20 protein-coding genes are annotated in these 18,783 nt (G+C 40.5%); 10 read left to right on the forward strand and 10 right to left on the reverse strand.

Annotated features, from left to right (window positions below):
- Nucleotides 1-115: 115 nt before the first annotated feature.
- From V7L01_RS21500 to V7L01_RS21515, 4 genes are read right to left on the reverse strand one after another with little or no spacing between them, the layout of a single operon-like run.
- The gene (locus V7L01_RS21500; protein ID WP_335038210.1) at nt 116-760 is read right to left on the reverse strand and encodes an FHA domain-containing protein; all 645 of its coding nucleotides are present in this window, start codon (nt 758-760) and stop codon (nt 116-118) included.
- The gene (locus V7L01_RS21505) at nt 738-2,876 is read right to left on the reverse strand and encodes a substrate-binding domain-containing protein (RefSeq protein ID WP_335038212.1); all 2,139 of its coding nucleotides are present in this window, start codon (nt 2,874-2,876) and stop codon (nt 738-740) included. The genes V7L01_RS21500 and V7L01_RS21505 overlap by 23 nt, the downstream gene beginning before the upstream one ends.
- Before the next feature lie 40 nt (nt 2,877-2,916).
- The gene (locus V7L01_RS21510; protein ID WP_335038215.1) at nt 2,917-3,597 is read right to left on the reverse strand and encodes a response regulator transcription factor; all 681 of its coding nucleotides are present in this window, start codon (nt 3,595-3,597) and stop codon (nt 2,917-2,919) included.
- Nucleotides 3,598-3,620: 23 nt separating this feature from the next.
- On the reverse strand, nt 3,621-4,742 hold the full coding sequence (locus V7L01_RS21515) for a sensor histidine kinase (protein ID WP_335038217.1): 1,122 nt from the start codon (nt 4,740-4,742) through the stop codon (nt 3,621-3,623).
- A gap of 702 nt (nt 4,743-5,444) precedes the next feature.
- Between V7L01_RS21515 and V7L01_RS21520 the strand changes: the two genes are divergently transcribed.
- The 8 genes from V7L01_RS21520 (at nt 5,445) to V7L01_RS21555 (ending at nt 12,064) form a co-directional block, all read left to right on the forward strand.
- The gene (locus tag V7L01_RS21520) at nt 5,445-6,284 is read left to right on the forward strand and encodes a Pvc16 family protein (protein WP_335038218.1); all 840 of its coding nucleotides are present in this window, start codon (nt 5,445-5,447) and stop codon (nt 6,282-6,284) included.
- A gap of 30 nt (nt 6,285-6,314) precedes the next feature.
- Nucleotides 6,315-7,976 (forward strand): phage tail sheath family protein, encoded by a 1,662-nt coding sequence (locus tag V7L01_RS21525; protein ID WP_335038220.1) that lies wholly within the window; start codon nt 6,315-6,317, stop codon nt 7,974-7,976.
- Between the two features lie 132 nt (nt 7,977-8,108).
- The gene (locus tag V7L01_RS21530; protein ID WP_335038222.1) at nt 8,109-8,564 is read left to right on the forward strand and encodes a phage tail protein; all 456 of its coding nucleotides are present in this window, start codon (nt 8,109-8,111) and stop codon (nt 8,562-8,564) included.
- 22 nt (nt 8,565-8,586) lie between these two features.
- Entirely contained in the window at nt 8,587-9,081 is a 495-nt protein-coding gene (locus V7L01_RS21535; RefSeq protein WP_335038223.1) for a phage tail protein, read from the forward strand.
- 11 nt (nt 9,082-9,092) lie between these two features.
- Nucleotides 9,093-9,440 carry a hypothetical protein gene (locus V7L01_RS21540; RefSeq protein ID WP_335038225.1) on the forward strand — a complete coding sequence of 116 codons (348 nt, stop codon included), beginning with the start codon at nt 9,093-9,095 and terminating at the stop codon, nt 9,438-9,440.
- A 160-nt stretch (nt 9,441-9,600) separates the two neighbouring features.
- A complete protein-coding gene (locus V7L01_RS21545) occupies nt 9,601-9,984 on the forward strand; it encodes a phage tail assembly protein (protein ID WP_335038227.1) in 384 nt (127 codons plus the stop codon).
- The gene (locus V7L01_RS21550) at nt 9,981-10,130 is read left to right on the forward strand and encodes a DUF6760 family protein (RefSeq protein ID WP_335038230.1); all 150 of its coding nucleotides are present in this window, start codon (nt 9,981-9,983) and stop codon (nt 10,128-10,130) included. The genes V7L01_RS21545 and V7L01_RS21550 overlap by 4 nt, the downstream gene beginning before the upstream one ends.
- Nucleotides 10,127-12,064: a methylglyoxal synthase gene (locus tag V7L01_RS21555; protein WP_335038231.1), complete on the forward strand. Its 1,938-nt coding sequence runs from the start codon at nt 10,127-10,129 to the stop codon at nt 12,062-12,064. Before V7L01_RS21550 ends, V7L01_RS21555 begins: the two co-directional genes overlap by 4 nt.
- A 299-nt stretch (nt 12,065-12,363) precedes the next feature.
- On the opposite strand, the gene V7L01_RS21560 is transcribed toward V7L01_RS21555, so the two are convergent.
- Nucleotides 12,364-12,816: an Hsp20/alpha crystallin family protein gene (locus V7L01_RS21560; protein WP_335038233.1), complete on the reverse strand. Its 453-nt coding sequence runs from the start codon at nt 12,814-12,816 to the stop codon at nt 12,364-12,366.
- A gap of 871 nt (nt 12,817-13,687) precedes the next feature.
- On the opposite strand from V7L01_RS21560, the gene V7L01_RS21565 reads away from it, so the two are divergent.
- Both V7L01_RS21565 and V7L01_RS21570 read left to right on the forward strand, forming a co-directional pair.
- Nucleotides 13,688-14,083, forward strand: coding sequence for a hypothetical protein (locus V7L01_RS21565; RefSeq protein ID WP_335038235.1), 396 nt, complete (start codon nt 13,688-13,690; stop codon nt 14,081-14,083).
- A 579-nt stretch (nt 14,084-14,662) separates the two neighbouring features.
- Complete coding sequence (locus tag V7L01_RS21570) at nt 14,663-15,322, forward strand: hypothetical protein (protein WP_335038237.1); 660 nt, start codon at nt 14,663-14,665, stop codon at nt 15,320-15,322.
- A gap of 73 nt (nt 15,323-15,395) precedes the next feature.
- Here V7L01_RS21570 and V7L01_RS21575 read toward each other — a convergent pair whose 3' ends face one another.
- The 5 genes from V7L01_RS21575 to V7L01_RS21595 all read right to left on the reverse strand — a co-directional run bounded on the left by V7L01_RS21575 (nt 15,396) and on the right by V7L01_RS21595 (nt 18,782).
- Nucleotides 15,396-16,172 (reverse strand): MGMT family protein, encoded by a 777-nt coding sequence (locus V7L01_RS21575; protein WP_335038238.1) that lies wholly within the window; start codon nt 16,170-16,172, stop codon nt 15,396-15,398.
- A 30-nt stretch (nt 16,173-16,202) separates the two neighbouring features.
- On the reverse strand, nt 16,203-16,850 hold the full coding sequence (locus tag V7L01_RS21580) for a PAP/fibrillin family protein (RefSeq protein ID WP_335038241.1): 648 nt from the start codon (nt 16,848-16,850) through the stop codon (nt 16,203-16,205).
- Between the two features lie 87 nt (nt 16,851-16,937).
- Nucleotides 16,938-17,561: a hypothetical protein gene (locus V7L01_RS21585; protein WP_335038243.1), complete on the reverse strand. Its 624-nt coding sequence runs from the start codon at nt 17,559-17,561 to the stop codon at nt 16,938-16,940.
- A gap of 158 nt (nt 17,562-17,719) precedes the next feature.
- Complete coding sequence (surE, locus tag V7L01_RS21590) at nt 17,720-18,400, reverse strand: 5'/3'-nucleotidase SurE (protein WP_335038245.1); 681 nt, start codon at nt 18,398-18,400, stop codon at nt 17,720-17,722.
- A 181-nt stretch (nt 18,401-18,581) separates the two neighbouring features.
- Nucleotides 18,582-18,782: a hypothetical protein gene (locus V7L01_RS21595; RefSeq protein WP_335038247.1), complete on the reverse strand. Its 201-nt coding sequence runs from the start codon at nt 18,780-18,782 to the stop codon at nt 18,582-18,584.
- Nucleotide 18,783: the final 1 nt, after the last annotated feature.

Below are 18,783 nucleotides of genomic sequence, written 5' to 3' on the forward strand. Positions count from 1 at the left end.
AAAATTACACCTAATTTATTTTCCCAATAGGGACTGACAAAAAATAAATTATCCAAAATTATTTGTATATTTGTAGGGGATCTTGGCCTTGCACCCCCCCCTACATGTTTTTTAATTACACAACATATACAGTGAAATTAACTAGATTATCTTGACCAAATCGCAGTGAATCACCATTAAGTAGGCGATATTGCATACCAGGAGTTAAAGAATTGTTGTTTAAGTAAATACCATTTGTACTCATATCAACAATCATGTATGCATTTTGCGACCAGTCCCAATCGACTCGCGCATGACGACGAGAAACTATTCCCTCACTGGGAATACCAGTCAAGTCAATTTCTGGTGGCACTATTCCTGGACTCTGACTGCGGCGACCAATATACCCTCCTTCCCCAATCAGGTTAAATTCTCTTCCTGTGCTATGAATCAGCTTTAAGACTGGCGCTCTTTGAGGCGGAGGAGTATAAACAGGTGGTGTTGGTGGATAAGAAACCCGTGGCTGATAGACTGTTGAATAATCGACAGGGGCTTGTTGAGGAACCTGGTAGTTAGGTTGGTCTGTTGGTGGCCGCTGATACTGAATAGGCGGTGGTTGACTAGGTTGTTGTTGAATAGGTTGTGCTTGACTAGGCGGTTGTGGTGTATTAGAAACTACATTACCCAGAGGAGTGGAACACCAGGGACAAACCTTAGCATTGTTAGGCAGGGCGCGGTTAAAATATTCGCAATTGGGGTTAGGGCACCGATTTGCAGGCATAAGAATTTATATCATCAGGCATAGGTTGTAAAGCTACAAGACCTACTTTAGTAAGTAAACACTGACCCTGACGAGTGGTTAGCATCTGGGCAAATGTAGAACCACCCTGTAGGCGGGTGCTGTCTTTAGGGTACACCACATAAAGAGGGTATCCCAAAGGGTAGCTTTGGAAAGTTGTGACATCAACATAATAATTATCATGCTGACACAAGTCATCTGAGGGATTAATTGAGCGGCGATCGCCCCGTTGAAACAGAGGTTGAATAGCTGACTTTTTACCATCTGCGATCGCTAGTGGATAGCCAGTACACTGACTAGAAGTTTTACTGATAATCCCAAAACTTATAATACCAGTGGTTCGCCCCTCTAGAGTCTCACTGCGTATCTGATTTTGAGTTTTTGTTGTATCAATTTTCGTATTTTTGACAGTGGCTTCAAATAAAGCTTCGTCCTGAGGGGCATTTTTGAGAACTATTTCTTGAAATTTACTGATTGCTTCCGGCTCGGTTGGAGCAAAAGGTTTCACAGTCAGATTTGGAAGTTTGGTATTAATTTGCTGCCAATTAGTAATTTTACCTGTGTAAATTTGACGCAATTGCTCAAGACTTATTTGCCCCCCAAGAGCATTAGCCAGATTTGAATCTCTTTTATTAAATGCTACAAAAACAAGTAATCCATCATAGGCAATTGGTTTTTTAGCAAGTTTATCTGTAATGTTGTCTACCAAACTAGTAATTGCAAAATCTTTTTTACTTGTTTGGACTTCTTCGATACTTTTAATCGGATTATTTAGATTTGCTGATAAAACAGATTCATAGTTAAATGTTGCGGTTGCATCTGACTTTGGTGTGGTCAATAAATCTACTAAACGACTGTTGTCTACAGGTTGCGTTAAAACATAACTCCATGTACTGTCTTTTTCTCCTGTGTAAGTAAATTTTCCAGAAGGAACGTTGGGGACTTCTGAGAAATTACGCACAAGTCTAGACCATAGGATATATTGATTAGGACTATCTGTTTTCTTGCCCCAAAGCCAATACCAAATTCCCCCGCCAAGCAGTAATAAAGCCAAAATTATTAGCAAAAGCAAGGGCATTGGGAAACGTTTTTGGATTTTTTGAGAATCTGGCGAATCCACGGAACTATTAACACGATCTTCTTTGGGTAGTTCCAGCAATGCTTGACGAGCTGCTTCCGCACTTTCAAAAGGAGTTTCTAGCCCAATTAAACGATAAATAAACTGCTTTAAATGCCTATCTATATCTGGCCATTGTTGATTATCTCTAGGATCTAGAGGCTGGTTAGGTGAAAAATTAGTTGTTCGTCCCACCCATAAATAAAAAGCTACCAATCCTAATGATTCTAAATCTTGCTCAGGTCTGGCGGCAGTGGGTTGAGGAATAATCGGTGGAATAAATAAGTTTTCCCAGATAGCTAAATCACAAAAGTATATAGAAAAATTTTGATTATTTTCTATCTTAATTAAAATACTATCTAAATTGATATTGCCGTGAGTTATGCCTAATTGGATTTGATTTGAGGGAAAACGCAGCTTTTGAGTGTGGAGAAATTGGAGAGTTTGTAAACCTTGATTTAGAACTTCACGCACTTCAGGAGATGTCATTGCTCCCCTCTCTATAAGATATTTGGCTAAAGTTTGGGATGACTCTATTCCTGTACTAATTAAATAACAGTGTTCTCCTTTTTCATCCGCGATCGCTTCTTTAGTTTCGACAAGACGAAAGTTTTGAATTCTACTATCGGCTAAACTTATCCCACCCACCCGTTTGAAAGTCTCTTTCCGCTTCAGAGTCTCGCTTTCATTAAAAGAACGATTGGGCAGCAGGTATTCTTTAATAATTACAGGTTGTTTGTCCTTGAGTTGGATAGCTGAGTATAAGCGGCCTAAACCCCGCACGCCGATATAACTAACTATTTGATAAGTCCCCTGACTTCCTTTAATCTCAGCCTCCTGCGGTAAAGTTGCTGGAAAACCACATTCCAAACAAAACTTAGCCCCCTTGATTTGCTGCGCCGTTTGGAAGGGGCGATCGCAACTTAAGGGAGAATTATACGAGCAGGGGTATTGTTTATAAAAAGATTCAAATGAAGGCATATACAAATTTCGTAAATTGCGCCGATTACTTGTATCGCGCTTAAGCGTGAACTAATCCTAATTTGAGGGCAGCCACAATAGCTTGAGTCCGGCTAGTAACCTTCAATTTTTCAAAAATACTTGTGAGATGCGCCTTAACAGTAGCAACTGTTACATATAAATGTTTAGCGATTTCTTCATTAGAAGCACCTTGAGTTAACCAGTATAAAACTTCTTGCTCTCTTTCTGTTAAATGCAGATTGTGACATGCTTTCACACAAGAGTCTGAATAAGCCTGAAAAAACCGGAAAAATCGACTAGCAACCTCTGAAGGTAAATAAATTTCCGATTTTGTAACAGTGTCAATAGCTTCACACAGTTGTGTTGCCAAACGATTTTTAAACACATAACCTGCGGCTCCCGCCTGCATTGCTCTAAAAATCCAGTCATCTTCTTGATGAGCCGACAATACTAAAACCTTGCCAGTGTAGCCAGTTTCTTTAAGACGTGCTAGAACTGTAATCCCATCACATCCTTTCAATTGCATATCCAGCAAAATTAAATCTGGACACTTCTGGGCTGTAAGTTTTAAAACTTGCTCAACAGAATCTGCATCACCGATAACTTCTACAGGTAATGCAGAATTAATGCTATAAAAGTTGAGTAAAGTACGTAACCCTTGACGAAACCGTTCTTCGTCATCTACCAGCAAAACTGAAAGTTTTTTATGATCGTTAGCCATCTTTGTTAATTACGAATTACGAATTAATTCACGCTCCTTGGTCGAGGCAAAATCACAGAAAATTGTGCCCCACTTTCTGACAAAACTTGTGCCCAGATACTTCCTTGGTGATCTAGAATTATTTTTTTAGCAATAGTTAAACCCAACCCTGTACCTCCGCGACGGCGGGAATAAAATGGGGTAAATACTTTTTGCAAATCTTCTTTAGATAATCCTGTCCCTTGATCGGAAATTTTAATTAAAACTTCATCTTGAAAAATTTGCCAGCTACAGGTAATAGTTCCTGAATCAGGACTGAAATGAACAGCATTACTGAGGATATTATCAAATACTTGTTTCATTTGCAATCTGTCTATCTTCAGGATTGTTGATGTATTGGGAATCGAAATTTTCAGTTTTTTCTGATTAATTAGAGGTTGTAAATTTGTGATACTTTCAACTACCAAACTTCTTAAATCTTGAAATATTACCCTTAATTTTGCACCTTGTCCACAATCAATCAGCTCGGTTAAATTAGTATCTAAATCTTGTATGCTTTCGCCGATGATTGTCGCTTGCTCTTGCCAAGGACTATCCTCCAACCCTAAGCATAAATTATGTGCGTACAATCCGATAAGTCCTAATGAGTTACGCAATTGATGTCCGACTCGATGCAGGATATCTTCCAGTAGTTGAATTTCAGTTTTTTGTCTTCCATAGCCTAAGTAAATATCTACATACTTACTCAGGAGCATAGCAGAGCGTTTTACGTATAATTGCAAACTCTCTGAAAGAGGTTCGTGAGTAATTATTTGGATATATTCCGGTTTTTGATTTCTATAACCTATGGGGCAAATGTAAGAAATGGATGAAAAGTCCTTCAGTATAAATTCATGTAAAGTCAAAGTAGGCGGAAAATCTGTAAGCCATGCTTCAGACCGCAAATAAGCTAAAGTTTTTGAAGAAAAAGGAGTTTGACCTTGACTATAATTTATAACTTCCTGATGATTTCTCAGCAAAGAATCATGATAGACAATCCGAGCGAAAAAAATTGGATATTGACTAGTTAACTGCTCAGACTCAAGCTGACAAAAGCTTTGGATGTCTGAGGAACTCAAATAATTCGAGCCATTTTCTAGTTTTTGTACAGAAAAGCCTAGTGTCATAGCTTCACTCGCTTTTTGCAACCAAATGTTTTTACAGTTCTCTTTACCAGTATAAAATTATGCCGTTTAAGTAATGTTTATTTTTTTGTTAAGTTATCTTTGCAGATAATTATACAAAAAATTATTAAGCTTATATTCCCAGATGAATATTACTTGAATTTCTCTTGCCATATAAAAAGAAGCGAACGTACAGGAAGAAGATGCAGCTGAAAGTCTTTGTGAAAGTTAATTTTTTTAACGGAGACGCAAAGGGGCTTACCGCAGAGACACAGAGAACACAGAGAGAAGAAAGAAATGCTCAACTCATCTGTATTAGGTCTGGTGGACTACTAGGAAGGCTTTTCGGCCCACGCGACAAGAAAAAAATGTGGCGCGTCCAATTAAAAACTGCTCCAAACTAATCTACAAACTGAAGTTGCTACTTTTCGGATTATTGAAAAGTTACTCCCTTGTCGCTACAAGATTACCTATTATTTTTCTCTCTCTTCCTTGACGGTTCGTGACAAAAATTTATTTTTCTGGCGAGAAGGGAGTAATATTCTCCAGCCTTCGCAATCATCATTCTGAGGAGATGAGGGAGTCAGAGAGAAAAATTAATAACCAATGCCCTATCCAAAAATATCGACAAAAGTCTAATTAACTTTAGAAGACTGATACATATACTGTAGATGCATCTGGATTAGCTACCAGCACAACATCTTCATGCTTATCTTCGTTCTTCAAACTTTAGCCGAAATTCTAGCTGGAGGAACCTCACTTACCAGTACAGAGCAAATTGACTTTAGCCATCCTGGTAATCGAAGGGAAGAGGGAGCAGGGCCAACTCTCAATTTATACATTTATGATATACGTGAGAGTAAGCAGCTACAACATTCTGGCAGGCAAGTTGAACGCAAGCTAACACGCGCTCTACAACCTGTCAGTGTAAATTGGGCACCCGCTTGGTTTGATGTTTCGCTGCTATTAACAGCTTGGGATAGAACAGCTTTAGGCGAACATCACTTTATCAGTGAAGCGTTGACCTTACTGTTGCGCCATCGCACCTTAGAAGAAGAGTTTTTGGTTCCTGAATTACGGGGCTATGGTAATTTGAACATGACAGTTGCCCTAGAACCGCCAATTGAGATTGGCTCTTTGTGGAGCGCTCTCAATGTGCCATTGCGTTCAGCCTTATATTTGACAATTACAATACCCTTCGAGCCACAACCTACTTTAGTACCTGTGGTTTGGGAGCGAATTTTCAATTTGCGAAATCAATTGTCTAGCGATAGTAACAGTCTAGTCTTGAGCAGGCGAGTTGCGATCGCGGGTATTGTCAGAAGTGCGGTGACAAATGTACCCCTGGTAGCGGTAGAAGTTGCTGTGAGGGGAACCGAAAAGTCTCTATTAACCACTAAAGAAGGGTTGTTCTTCTTTGAAGACCTTCATTTAGGTAATTATGTTTTGACTCTGAATCATCCTGGCTATTTACCCCAAAATGTCAATGCATTGGTAGATAGCCAAAGTCATACTTTCAAAGAAATATTTCTAACTCCTGAATAATTAGATTTTTACTGACTTGGAGAGACTTTCATGGCTAGACTTGATTACTTTGCTCCCGGTGTCTATATTGAAGAAATTGACCGGGGTAGCCGACCAATTGAAGGTGTTAGCACGGCAGTTGCCGGATTTGTCGGCTTTACAGAAGATATTCGTGGTGGGGCTGAATTATACAAGCCCGTGCTAGTAACCAATTGGACGCAATATCTCAACTACTTTGCCCGTCTCAATTCTGATGGGTTCACCGACTTCAACGCCTATTTACCCTTTTCAGTCTACGGCTACTTTATGAATGGTGGCGGCCGCTGCTGGGTGACAAGCATCGGTACTCAATTACCAGGCGCACCCAAACCAGCGACTCCAGAACCGGCTACCTTACGAATTAACTCTAGAGGTAATCGTCCAGCCCTCCGTTTTACTTTGCGCCCAGAGCAAGCAGCAGGCGGATTAGTAAATATTGTAATTATTGATGGTTCGCCCCGCGCCCTACCCGAAGGTACCGAAGGAGATGCACCTCCAAATACGGGTGAATATTTCACTATCCAAATTCGTCGGGGAGATGAGCTTCTAGAGGAATATGAGAATTTGACAATGAACCGCGAGCCTAGTGCTCAAGCAGCAACTTATGCGCTCCCAGCATTAAGAAATTCGATGTATGTCACTGTAGAAGACATAACTCAAAGCGGACAGCCTTTAGCTCGCCGTCCGGTTAATGGTCAATACGAACTAGCACCGCCAATTGTAGCCACCCCACCCGATAGATTTTCGCAAAATTTAGAAGGGGTTCGAGACGATCGCACTGGGGTACGCGGTATCTTTGAAATTGATGAAATCACCATGCTGGCTTGTCCTGATGTGATGCGGGCTTATCAAGAGCAGGTGCTGAATTTAGATCAAGTTCACGGCATCATCGAGCTGATGATTAGTATGTGCGAGGGTTCTGCCAGTGGCGATATTCCCAACCCGCCCAACCGCATGGTTGTACTTGATTCGCCACCGGAAGCCGTCAAACCGCAACAAGTAGTGGAATGGTTGAATAGATTTAACCGTCGTTCGATGTTTGCGGCCCTTTATTATCCTTGGATCAAAGTACCTAATCCACGCGATCGCGGTAATCCAATTTTAGTACCTCCTTGTGGTCATGTGATGGGCGTTTGGGCCCGCACCGACGAAACTAGAGGAGTTTACAAAGCCCCTGCAAATGAAGTTCCCAGAGGCGTAATTGGTTTGGGTTATGACACAAACTTCCGCGAACAAGAACTATTAAACCCCCTTGGCATAAATTGCATTCGCAGCTTCCCCAACCGAGGTATCCGCATTTGGGGCGCACGCACTTTAGTTGAGCCAGATAAAACCGAGTGGCGTTACATCAGCGTGCGTAGACTAATTAGCTATATCGAAAAATCCCTAGAACTGGGGACTCAATGGGTGGTTTTTGAACCCAACGACCAAGATTTATGGGCACGTGTAACCCGCACCGTCAGTAATTTCTTAGAACGCATCTGGCGTGAGGGCGCTTTATTTGGGGCATCTCCAGAACAAGCATTCTATGTTAAGTGCGACGAAGAATTAAACCCACCAGAAACTAGGATTTTAGGTCGTTTGTATATCGAAGTCGGTGTTTGCCCTGTCAGACCCGCTGAATTTGTTGTTTTCCGCATCAGCCAATGGAATGGCATTGAAGACAGCGAGTAACACTAAGCGTGGTAGTAGGGGGAAAGACTTCTCTTCTGTACCCATTCCCCATTACCCCTTATCCCCAGAGGGGGCCCCACATTCCCCATTCCTCATTCACCAAATTAACTACACAAAAAGGAATCTAAAACTATGGCAGGCGAATTTTTAACCTCTTGTAAATTTTACTTTGAGGCTGATGGAATTACTGATAAATTCATCAAAGAAATTAGTGGACTAGGCGTTGAGAATACTCCAGCGCAAGATGTCCACGGTTCATCTAAGGGCGGTAAACTAATGCGCCAAGCTACACCAACTGTTGTTAAATTTACCAATATCACCATACAAGTCATCGCCACTGATGATATAGACCTTTATAAATGGTATCAAGACTGTAACGAGGACATGGGTGACCCTCGTAAGTGGGCACAGAAGCGTAAAACTGGTTCGGTGGTTGCTTACGACCAACAAAACACTGAAAAAGCAAGGTGGAACATTGTCAATTGTTATCCCTGTAAATACACTGGCCCTACCTTAAGTGCCTCTGGCGGTGATATGGCCAATGAAACCATTGAATTGGTTCACGAAGGAATTAAACGGATCAAATAATTAGCATTTGCAGTAATCAACAGTGGTACAATCCGCAGGTCAACTTCCGGAAATTCTTACAGCGCATCGGTTTTATTTAGGACTGACACTAGACGGTCAAAACAGTACCGATTGCTTCTTTTTGGAGTGTCAGGGCTTCAAAAGAACACAAGAGGCAATTGAAATTTCTGAAGTCACTTCTCAAACCTGGGGTACAAAAGGACAGTCAAAAGGTTTGGTAGTGAGAACTCAGCTTCCTAGCAATCCCAAGAGTGGTAATCTCACTCTGCGTAGAGGTATCACCAACTCTATGGATTTTTGGAAGTGGTTTGAAAAAGTCGAAAAGGGTAATTGGTTTGAACAACGTAGACTTGTTGCTTTGTCTATTTATAATCAGGCAAATCAAGAAGTAGCTAGATTTGAATTAGCCGGTGCTTGGCCTGCAAGTTACAAAATTGCCGATGTCAGCGCCCGCAGTAATGACATCGAAATTGAGGAGGTGGAAGTTGCCTTTGAGGAATTCAAACGTGTGAAGTAATCAGGAGGACTATGTTTTCAACAGAGTTTGAATTTGTACTGCCAAAGGGGTATCTAGACTCTGAAGGCAACCTCCACCGCAAGGGTGTAATGAGGTTATCAACGGCGATAGACGAGATTGCACCTTTGCGTGACCCACGCGTTAAAGCTAATCCCGTTTATGCAACAATTATTATCTTGGCGCGAGTGATTACCCACTTGGGTGCTTTATCGGAAGTGACTCCTGCAATAGTGGAAAACTTTTTTGCCCAAGATTTAAATTACCTCCAAGATTTTTACCGTCGAATCAATGGCTTGGAAGGCGAAACTTCCATACCAGAAGATACAATAAATTCCCCCGAACCACTTCTTCATAATTGAGTTGGGTATGGGGCATTGAAAAGAGGCAGAGGGGCGGGGTGCGGGGGGCAGGGGGGCAGAGGGGAAAACTCTTCTCCCTTGCTTCTTCCCCAATTCCCAATCCCCACCTTCCCCATTACCCCTTATCCCCAGAGGGGCCCCCACCTTCCCCAAATTACCTATGCGCCGTAAAAAGGATACTCTCTGCACAGAATTTGCCTTTACTCTTCCTAGAGGGTTGAGTGATAGCGAACACCGAGTACATCGTCATGGGGTAATGCGTTTAGCCACCGCCAAAGATGAAATTCTGGTGCAACAAGAGCGCAAAGTTCAGGAAAATCCAGCTTATGGCGTTTTGGTGATGCTTGCACGGGTTATTACTCGCTTAGGCAGTTTCAACTCTGTTAGCCCAGATTTACTCGAAGGACTGCTGCTACATGACATTGCCTATCTCCGAGAATTTTACAATCGAATCAATCAGCAAGGCAATGTACACATTCCGACACAATGTCCCCACTGCGATACTCAATTTTCAGTAGAGCTAGAACTCGCGGGGGAGTCGTGAGCTACCCCTCTGAAACTTTATATGAGGAGGTAGCTTTTATTGCTTATCATTTTCACTGGTCACAAGATGATATTTTAAATTTAGAACATACTACCCGTCAGCGCTGGGTAGCAGAAATCAATAAAATTAATCAAAAATTAATATGAAAGTAAAAGTTAGCTACTCACCAAATCTAAGTGAAGTCAATGAAGTTGACCTTACCGTAGAAAATACAACGAGAGGAGAATGGCTAATAGGTCGTTCTCCTGATTCTGATTTAGTCCTAGATAGCCCTGATATCAGTCGGGTACACGCTAAGTTTTTTGTGAAAGGTGGAACTTACTACTTTTGCGATCTTGGCAGTAGAAATGGTTCAATATTTAACGGGAAACAAGCTGAAAAAGATCGACCATATTCTTTGAGCGATGGAGATGTTATTCGGATTGCAGATTACGCTCTGATCTTAGAAGCAGTTGCTCCTGCTTATCAGCAAGCAGAGACAGTCTTTAGAATTATAGACCCTTCACTGTTTTCTCGATCGCGATCGCCTGAAAATGTCAGCCCTTCTAACGTTGCGAATCCAGCCCCAGAGGTAGCCAACGAAGTTCCAGCGCCAATTACTTACGAAGTAGAAACACCTGAAATTAATGCTCTTTCCCCAGAAACCAGCCAAATCTCAGAAGTTGTTTCTACCCAACCTGATGATGTCACCCCGGTTGTTGAGGTAATTGCTCCTGAAAACATCATTCAGTCATCAGAAGCAGTCAGCGAAGTTAGACACGATGTCCACGATGAAGTTGTGGATTTGCATACAACATCTGAGCCAGAACTCAGCGCAGATGTTGAAGAAGTAGAAGTTCCAGAAGTTAGCGAAGCCTCAGAAGTTTCTTTGACTGAGCCTGATGAGGCGATCGCTTCACCTGAAAACATAATTGAAACTCCTGATGAGGAAAGTGTCCTTCCAGAAGCCACTCACGATGAGGTTGCAGGCTTGGAAGCAGCATTGGCGGCAGAATCTACTTTCGTACAGCGGCGCGATCCAAGTGCCATTCCAGAACTTATCTACAATGAGAATGCAGAGTTAGAGGCAGCGCTAGAAGCAGAAGTCACCTTCGTACAGCCGCGTGATATTTTCAACGAAGTTCCTGCACAGGAGAGTACCGTTCCCGAAGCTACTCATAATGAAGTAGTAGATTTAGATACGCCAGTCACAGAAGAAATTAGTACAGATGTTGATGAGGTTGTCAGCGAAGCTGCTCAAGACGAGGACATTCAGCAGCTAGAAACATTGAGCCAAGTACCAGAGCAGGAGAGTCAAGTTACACAGGATATTAAAGATGAAGTGCTAGATTTGGATACGCCAATTACCGCAGAAGATAGGGCCGATGTTGACGAAGTAGAACCTAGTTCTGCTGTTGATGAAACAATAAGCGAATTTTCTGAAGCATCAACTGCACCTGATAATACCGTTGCCGAAGTTGTCAGCAATCAAGACATTGATTTGAGTAATACAAGTACTGAAGAAAGCAATGTAGATGTTGATGATGTTCCTGCACAAGTAAATGAAGTTTCTGACTCAGATTATATTCAATCTTTGGAAACAACAGAAACGGGAGCGACTGAGAGCATCAGTCAAACTATTGAAGAAGTTTCTGAGGGAGAAGAAGAGCGGTTTGATGAAACTTCAGAAGAAACAAATATAAGTGAGCCTCCTCAAACGATTATTGAAAGAAATATAGTCCTCATCGCTCACGAAAGCAATAAATCAGAACTTGCTGAATTTGTTTCTCAGCACCAAGAATTTTTCTCGCAGAGCTTTACAATTACGTGGCCATCTGTTAGTGAAGCATTGCATCAACAAGCTGGGATAACTGTTAGTCAACAAACCTCCGCACCAACTTCTGGAGGATATCAAACTATTGCTTCATTGGTTGGATCTGGAGAAATTTCAGCAGTTATTTTTCTGAGAGATTTGCTGCAACCTCAACCTGGCCAAGCAAATGAAGAAGCACTGCTAAGGCTATGCACTATTAATCAAGTTTTACTTGCAACTAATTTGGCAACAGCAAAGGCGATCGTGCATTATCTTAAATCGATATAGCCATACTTAATCATTCACAAACAACAAAATTCCCGGTTTTTTGAAAAAATCGGGAATCATCTCGATGATTCTATATCCCCGATCTTGCTGGTGGGTATAAAAGCTTTGCCAAACAAGTATTTTTGTCTCAGTATACTTTCAAAATTAAGTATTAGCAAAACCAGACAGCAAAGATACTAAGCGATTTTATAGCAATCCTAAATCATTTGCCAAAATTACAAAAGCCCGGTTATGCGAGTAACCAGGCTTTTAGCTATCTCAATCTATCAAAGGAGGTAGAGTCGTGCGATCGCAACCCATTAGGTAGCAGGTTGTTCCAAATTAACTTTGACAACTTTGTTCTTTTCTTGCTCAGTTTTAGGCAGTGTCAGATTCAAGATACCATCTTTATAATCTGCCGTAACTTTAGTATTTTGAATCCGAGTAGATAAAGGAATTACGCGTTGAAATTTACCGTAATGGAACTCACTTCTGGTAATACCTTTTTCCTCAGTTTTGGTTTCAGACTTCCGCTCACCGCTTACGTAAACAGCGTTTTCTGTAACTTGCACATCCAGGTCTTTAGCTTCTAGCCCTGGCAGTTCTAGCTTCAGATGGACTGCATCTTCAGTTTCTTGTATTTCAGCAGCAGGAACTTTGCTCAAGCCTCTGTCCAACAATACAGATGGTACTCTAGTATCTTCAAACAAACTATTGATTTGATGTTGTAGAGTGTCAATTTCTCTCCAAGGATTCCAACGAACTAGTGTCATAACTCTTCCTCGCATCAATTAGCTTTTGTTTAATAAAATTTGCACTTCCATCAGTGCTTACATATCCATATTATGTATAGTTAAACCTACTGTAAATTCGGTTTTTAGCACTAATTTATTGATGATTTCCGTCCCAAACTAGACATGAAAATAATTACGGCTGACTCTAATTTTTATGTTCGGCAAACCCGAATAGACAAATTAGAACCAATCATAGTTAACCAATCAATTTGCTGTTGAAGAGGATAGTGCAGAAATGCAATGCCTATTTTGAACAGTGACGCTCCTGCGGACGCTTGTTCCTCGCTAACAGATGTCTGACGACAAGCCGAAGCAGCGTCTACAGCAAAAGTTGGGCTACGCCTCTAACTGAGTAACAGCATTGCATAACTTTTTAGATTACCTCAGTTAAATAGATATCTGTTCAAGTTTGCCCTGAACTTTACTCCCGATTTATTACCAACACAGCATTAGCCTCGATCTTTCCCTCGCTGACTTTTGCACACCTTATTGATTCTAGTGTCCTACCTAGAATCGCTAGGACTCAAACAGCCACTCATAGGAAGAGTACCAAATCAATCAACACAGTTATGAAATTTAATACTTTACGCAGCCGTTCCACAAATATCAAATACCTCAAACCCTTTGATATTGCTGTTCTTGCCGATCGCATGATGGGTCTTAGCAACTTTGCATAAACTGGAGGCTGGTTTCAATTTTTCAGTTTTAGCGCTAATTACATAGCCCGAATGGGTGAGTAACAAATCAACCGTTCAGGTGACCTGAGTGCAGGAAGTTGAGACTGATAAAAAGTAAGATTCTATTACTCAAGAACAGTAATTGCACTTCACTCTAAATAAGGATAAATTCTATGAAATTCTCCACCTTGATGGATTCTGTACTCATTGTTGGTTCTATTGCTTTATTACCTGTAATCGGTGGCGCTCAAACAGGTACTAACAATAGTGGCGAACCTATCGCTATCAATTCTAACAATTTATTTACTTATTCTACCAACGTCAGCTACCTGAAACCCTTTGATGCTGCATTTCTAGCTTATCAAGGTAACCTTAAAGCACAGGGTATTCCTAGTGGTAGTGCTTTGGTATCTCAATATCAAACAGGAAGCCTAACTGCACTAGATGTGGTTAAGGCTGCTGTAAACGCTAAAAGGTTACCGGCACAAGCTTTGAATGATACAAGTTACCTAAATGCTGTCGAGTCGCAGCTAACATCATTAGGCAACACTAATAGCTTATCTTACTAAGTACATCTTGCAGAGGTTCATAACGGATTTTTGAAATGCTGTACTATCATCTCGTTACTTTGACAAGAAAATACTTCACAAAGCAGAAAAAGCTGTTGTCTCCCCCTAATTACCATCCCATTACCAAACATTACTACAAACCCCTTCAAGCTTGAAGGGGTTTTTAGTTGGTGCTATGTTTGCTCTAACGTCGTCTCCCTTTCCTCAAGGCTCCTTTTCACATTAATCTAAGGAAGTGCGATCGCTCCATACACACTAGCTTCACATAATTTAATTCTGGAATGCTTGTATAGCAATACTTTTACCCTGCTACCACCAAGGTGCGTAGGCGTAGCCCATTGAAGACATCGCTTCCACAATGGCGTAGCCCATCACACTCCTGAAAAAAAGGGTGGAGTCATAAATTATTTACTGTTCTATCAAATTAACGTTGTTAAGTTACTCAGCAGGTGTAGTTTTCACCTCCAGGCTGTGTGAGATATTGTGACGCCAAACAGGAGTATAAATACGTTGCTAAAGCTTTCTCCAGAATCTCCTCTATTTATTCTGTTAATCTTTATTAGTTTTCTAGTAGTAACTTTGTCAGCTTGGTTATCATCTAAACCATTTACTTTAAAACCATTTGGGGTTAATGATATTATCCAGTTACTCACCTTACAATTATTTATTTCTTTGTTATTAGAGCGTTCTTTAGAAGTTTTTATAACTACTTGGCGAGGCCCGTTTGTCGAACAGTTAGAGATTAGTATTCAGCAAGAAAAGGCTCTAGTATCTGAAAAGATAAAAAATATGGAAGCCCAACAAAAACAGTTTCCTTCTTTAGAATCAAACCAAATTAGTGGACTCCCGCCTGAAGGAATGAGTTTAGAACAGCAAATAATTCAAAATTTTACACAAAGTCAACAAGAATCATTAAAAACATTTCAGCCCCAATTTGATGATATAAATGAAAAAGAGCGCCAAAGAGTAGCCTATAAATCTGATACACGAATAATTGCTCTATGGACATCGCTTTTATTCGGTCTTTTAATGAGCGCAATAGGTATTCGTTCAATCGAGCCACTTGTAGTTATTGATTTAGATAATCCAATTCAAGTAGTGATTTTCCGTTGTTTAGATGCATTGCTAACAGGAGGTTTAATTGCAGGAGGTAGCGAGGGAATCCATAAACTCATAAAAGTTTTTATCGATTTTATGGAAGCTACATCTAAACAAATCAAAAATCAGGGATCGTCTTGATAAAATGAAGTATTTTTCCTCTCAAAATACAGGATCATATTCCCAATATCCCTGAATATTACATTATTAATATCTATTTTAAATATATGGTGTTATCTTCCCATAGATAATTTTTAAAATCTACAAAATTATTGTTTAAATTTATCAATAAATCTGAATTAGATAAAACTTTAACCCCTTCAGTTTCTAGCAGATTTTTTTGTTGGTTCACATAAGTTATCAAATAACCTTTAGAGTCTAATATTCTATGTACCGGATAATCAGTAGCGGAGGTTTTTTTCAGGTATGTAGGTATAGCTCTTAGATAGCTATTATCTACTCCCATTCCTTTGATTATCTGTTTATATGTAACTACTTTCCCCGTTGGGATTTTGATAATAAAATTTAGGAATCTTTCATAAGGATTTTCAGATAATGCTGGAAATTTATTAGCTTGAACCTGAAAATTATTACCAACCTGTATTTGACCTGATTTAATAACTACGCCTAAAATTCCTCTTTTACCTTGGATGCTTTTTAATGATTTTACGAGGTGGGCTATTCGCTTACACGGTTCGCAATGAAAAGTTAGACGAATTGCCGCACCACTGTCAAAAGTTAGCAAAGCTCCAGGGATAAAATTATCAAATTCTATACCTTGAAACACAATATTTTCTCGCAATTCTCCTGGTTTAATTGATAAGTTGAAAATATCGTCATACCTAACAATCAAAACGTGTCTAGGGCTTATAGGATCGGCATTAATATCTCCTTCTATTCCATGACCTACTTTTAAATTTAATGTTTTAAGTTCTAGCATCGCAGAACCTGGTTTTACCTTGATAAAAAGATGCTTTATTGAGAGAGCCATATTCATTCTGCGGCGCATTCAATTTCAAACTCAGGAGGTGAAGTTAGGTAAATCATTGGATTTACTAAGAATGAATAAACTTCCATCTCCTCCACGTCCAATTCTTAAGGTTTCATCTAAGTAAGTAATGTCCAGTGTGGCAGTTCTGCTAGTAGGATTATTCGCTGGAACTACCTTAAATGGGTTAAGTTGGGGGGTATTAATGCCAAAAATCCTCTCAATCGATAGGTAGCGTTTGTCAAAATAGACGTTGATGCGTTTGTTCGATAGAGGCTCTAAATCTTCTTTGGCTGGCTCAAAGCTAGCTGTGACTTTAACATATCCCGATACTAGCCCCAGAGAATGTTTAACTTTAGCTAGATTGAAAAACAATTTATTTGCAACATCAATTACCTGATAAACTTCACCTAGTTTTAATCCCAATGGTAGAGAAACTAAAGAACGTATTTCTCTGGCTGTGGAATATTGCAGTTGCCAAGCTCCCTCTAACAAAGAAGTAGCATAGAGAAGAGAATTGAGATTGGGATTGACGCTCTCAAGTTCCGTGGTTAATTGTTCAATTTCTTCGGCTAGAGTTTTATCTAGCTGCAAATTAGTAACGGGAGAGCCATCGCTATTAGTTTGAATCTTCTCAAGCGTGGCTTGTAATTTTTTCTTAATTAAAACTTGGTTATTCAATCGTTGAAGATTTTTATTTACATATCCTATTACTTTAGTTCAACTTTTATACGGAAAATGCATAAAAGTTGAATTATTTAGATGAGATTAGTCAATGAGTTGTGGGGTGGGAATTTGCGTATCGATATCTGCTTGGGATAAAGTGGGGAGCAACCAGGTACTTTTACCCGCCTTGAATACTGTGGCAGGTTCAACATTCAATTCAATTACACCAGTGGCTGGATTGGTTCTAGCAATAGACTGTGTACCATCGACAAACTTGACGGCGATTGGTTCAGTCAGTTGTTGTGGTTGAGCGTTCGGGCCTAGAACCACTTGAGAACCCGCGGGTAAGTAAATGCCATCGCAATCCCAATCATCATCAGTGATTGTTCCTGCGCCCAAAAAGTAGAGTTGGGTTGGAGATTTTTTTGGTTTATTGGCATAGACAGCCAACGTCTTTCCAGTCTCATTGCGGCATTGCGCCCGCTTCCTAGCTGTTTCTATGACATTTTTCTGAAACTGCAATTGTGCCAGTCGCTGCTGGAACTCCTCTGGTGTATAGCCAGCTTGCTCTGGTGTATCCTTTACAGTTAGAAGTTGATTGAGCGCCTGAGTTACCTCAGCATAGTCAGCCCCCTTAGTAAAATCCTTGCCCGCCCAAGAGGGTTGAGCAATTACCAGGTTCACCATTAAGATGAGAGCGACAAGAACAATTTTGAGAAACTGCATATTGTTCTCCTTTTTTTGAAATTAGTGTTCAGTACCACTGAAACTTTACCAGATTTCAAAACCTTGAAAATTTTGATAGCGATCGCGATCGCTACAAACAAGGCATAAGATTAATATTCCTACCAGTTCTCCCCAATATCCTAACTAGTAACTGAATGTTAAACCTTTAACTGAGTTACCGCGATATTACCGGAAAAACATACATCCACATCGCTGCCAGGAGTGCGATCGCGTTTGCTATATTCTCCTACATAATAAAAATCATCGCCGTCAATACGATAGTTGACGGGCAAAGGTTTGGTACAGGCTTGGCAAAAGACTATCTCAGGATGTGGTTCTCCTGGTTGCAGATGCGGCAAGTTGACATTCCAAAAGCTTCCCGGTTCTAGGGGACGCTTGAGTAAGTCAGCTAAAACTTCATCTGTGAATTTGGCAGCCAGATCCCAATCAAAATTCTGCTTGGCTTTGCGATACTGAGAAATGGCAATTCCGGGAATACCGTGCATTGCGGCTTCTCGCACCGCAGCCACTGTGCCAGAAATGTAGGCATCGACTCCCAAGTTACCCCCAGCGTTGATACCTGAAAGCACAAAATTGACATCTGCACAAATTTGTGTTAAGGCAATTCTTACACAATCAGCGGGAGTACCTGCGATCGCATACTCAGTTTCAGAACGTCGCTGGAGGTTGATGGCGCGAGTGGTAGTAACTTGATGTCCACAGCCAGACTGATGATCGGCAGGAGCAGCGATAATAGCATTTTTGCCGTTTACAACCTCGATCAGCGCTCGGATACCGGGGGCATCAATGCCGTCGTCGTTAGTTAAAATTATGGTCATGTATATATTATATTGATATGAATTTGGCTAAAATTTCAGAAAAATGCAGATATTATTCATCAATGGGTAGAGCAGAAAAAGCTACTCGCACATATGAAAAAATATGCTTAATTCTGCCAAAAATATTGATTATACGATATTATTTTTAGATGGTTTGCAAATTCCGCCCTAAGCATTTGGGTTAATTCTCAAAATGGGCGGTATTTCTTATCAAGTTAATGTTTGCACCGCCATCATCCCAAGTTTGGGCAATCAAAAAATCCCGTAAAATATATATCTGCTGGCAGTAGCAGAAATTTGATACTGGAGAAAACCGGGAACGAGGTGATTTTGACAGTGGTTCTGTAGTATTTTGGGTGCAAGTCTGTCTTAGGGATCGCACG

It is taken from the genome of Nostoc sp., assembly GCF_036917095.1.
GTDB lineage: Bacteria > Cyanobacteriota > Cyanobacteriia > Cyanobacteriales > Nostocaceae > Nostoc.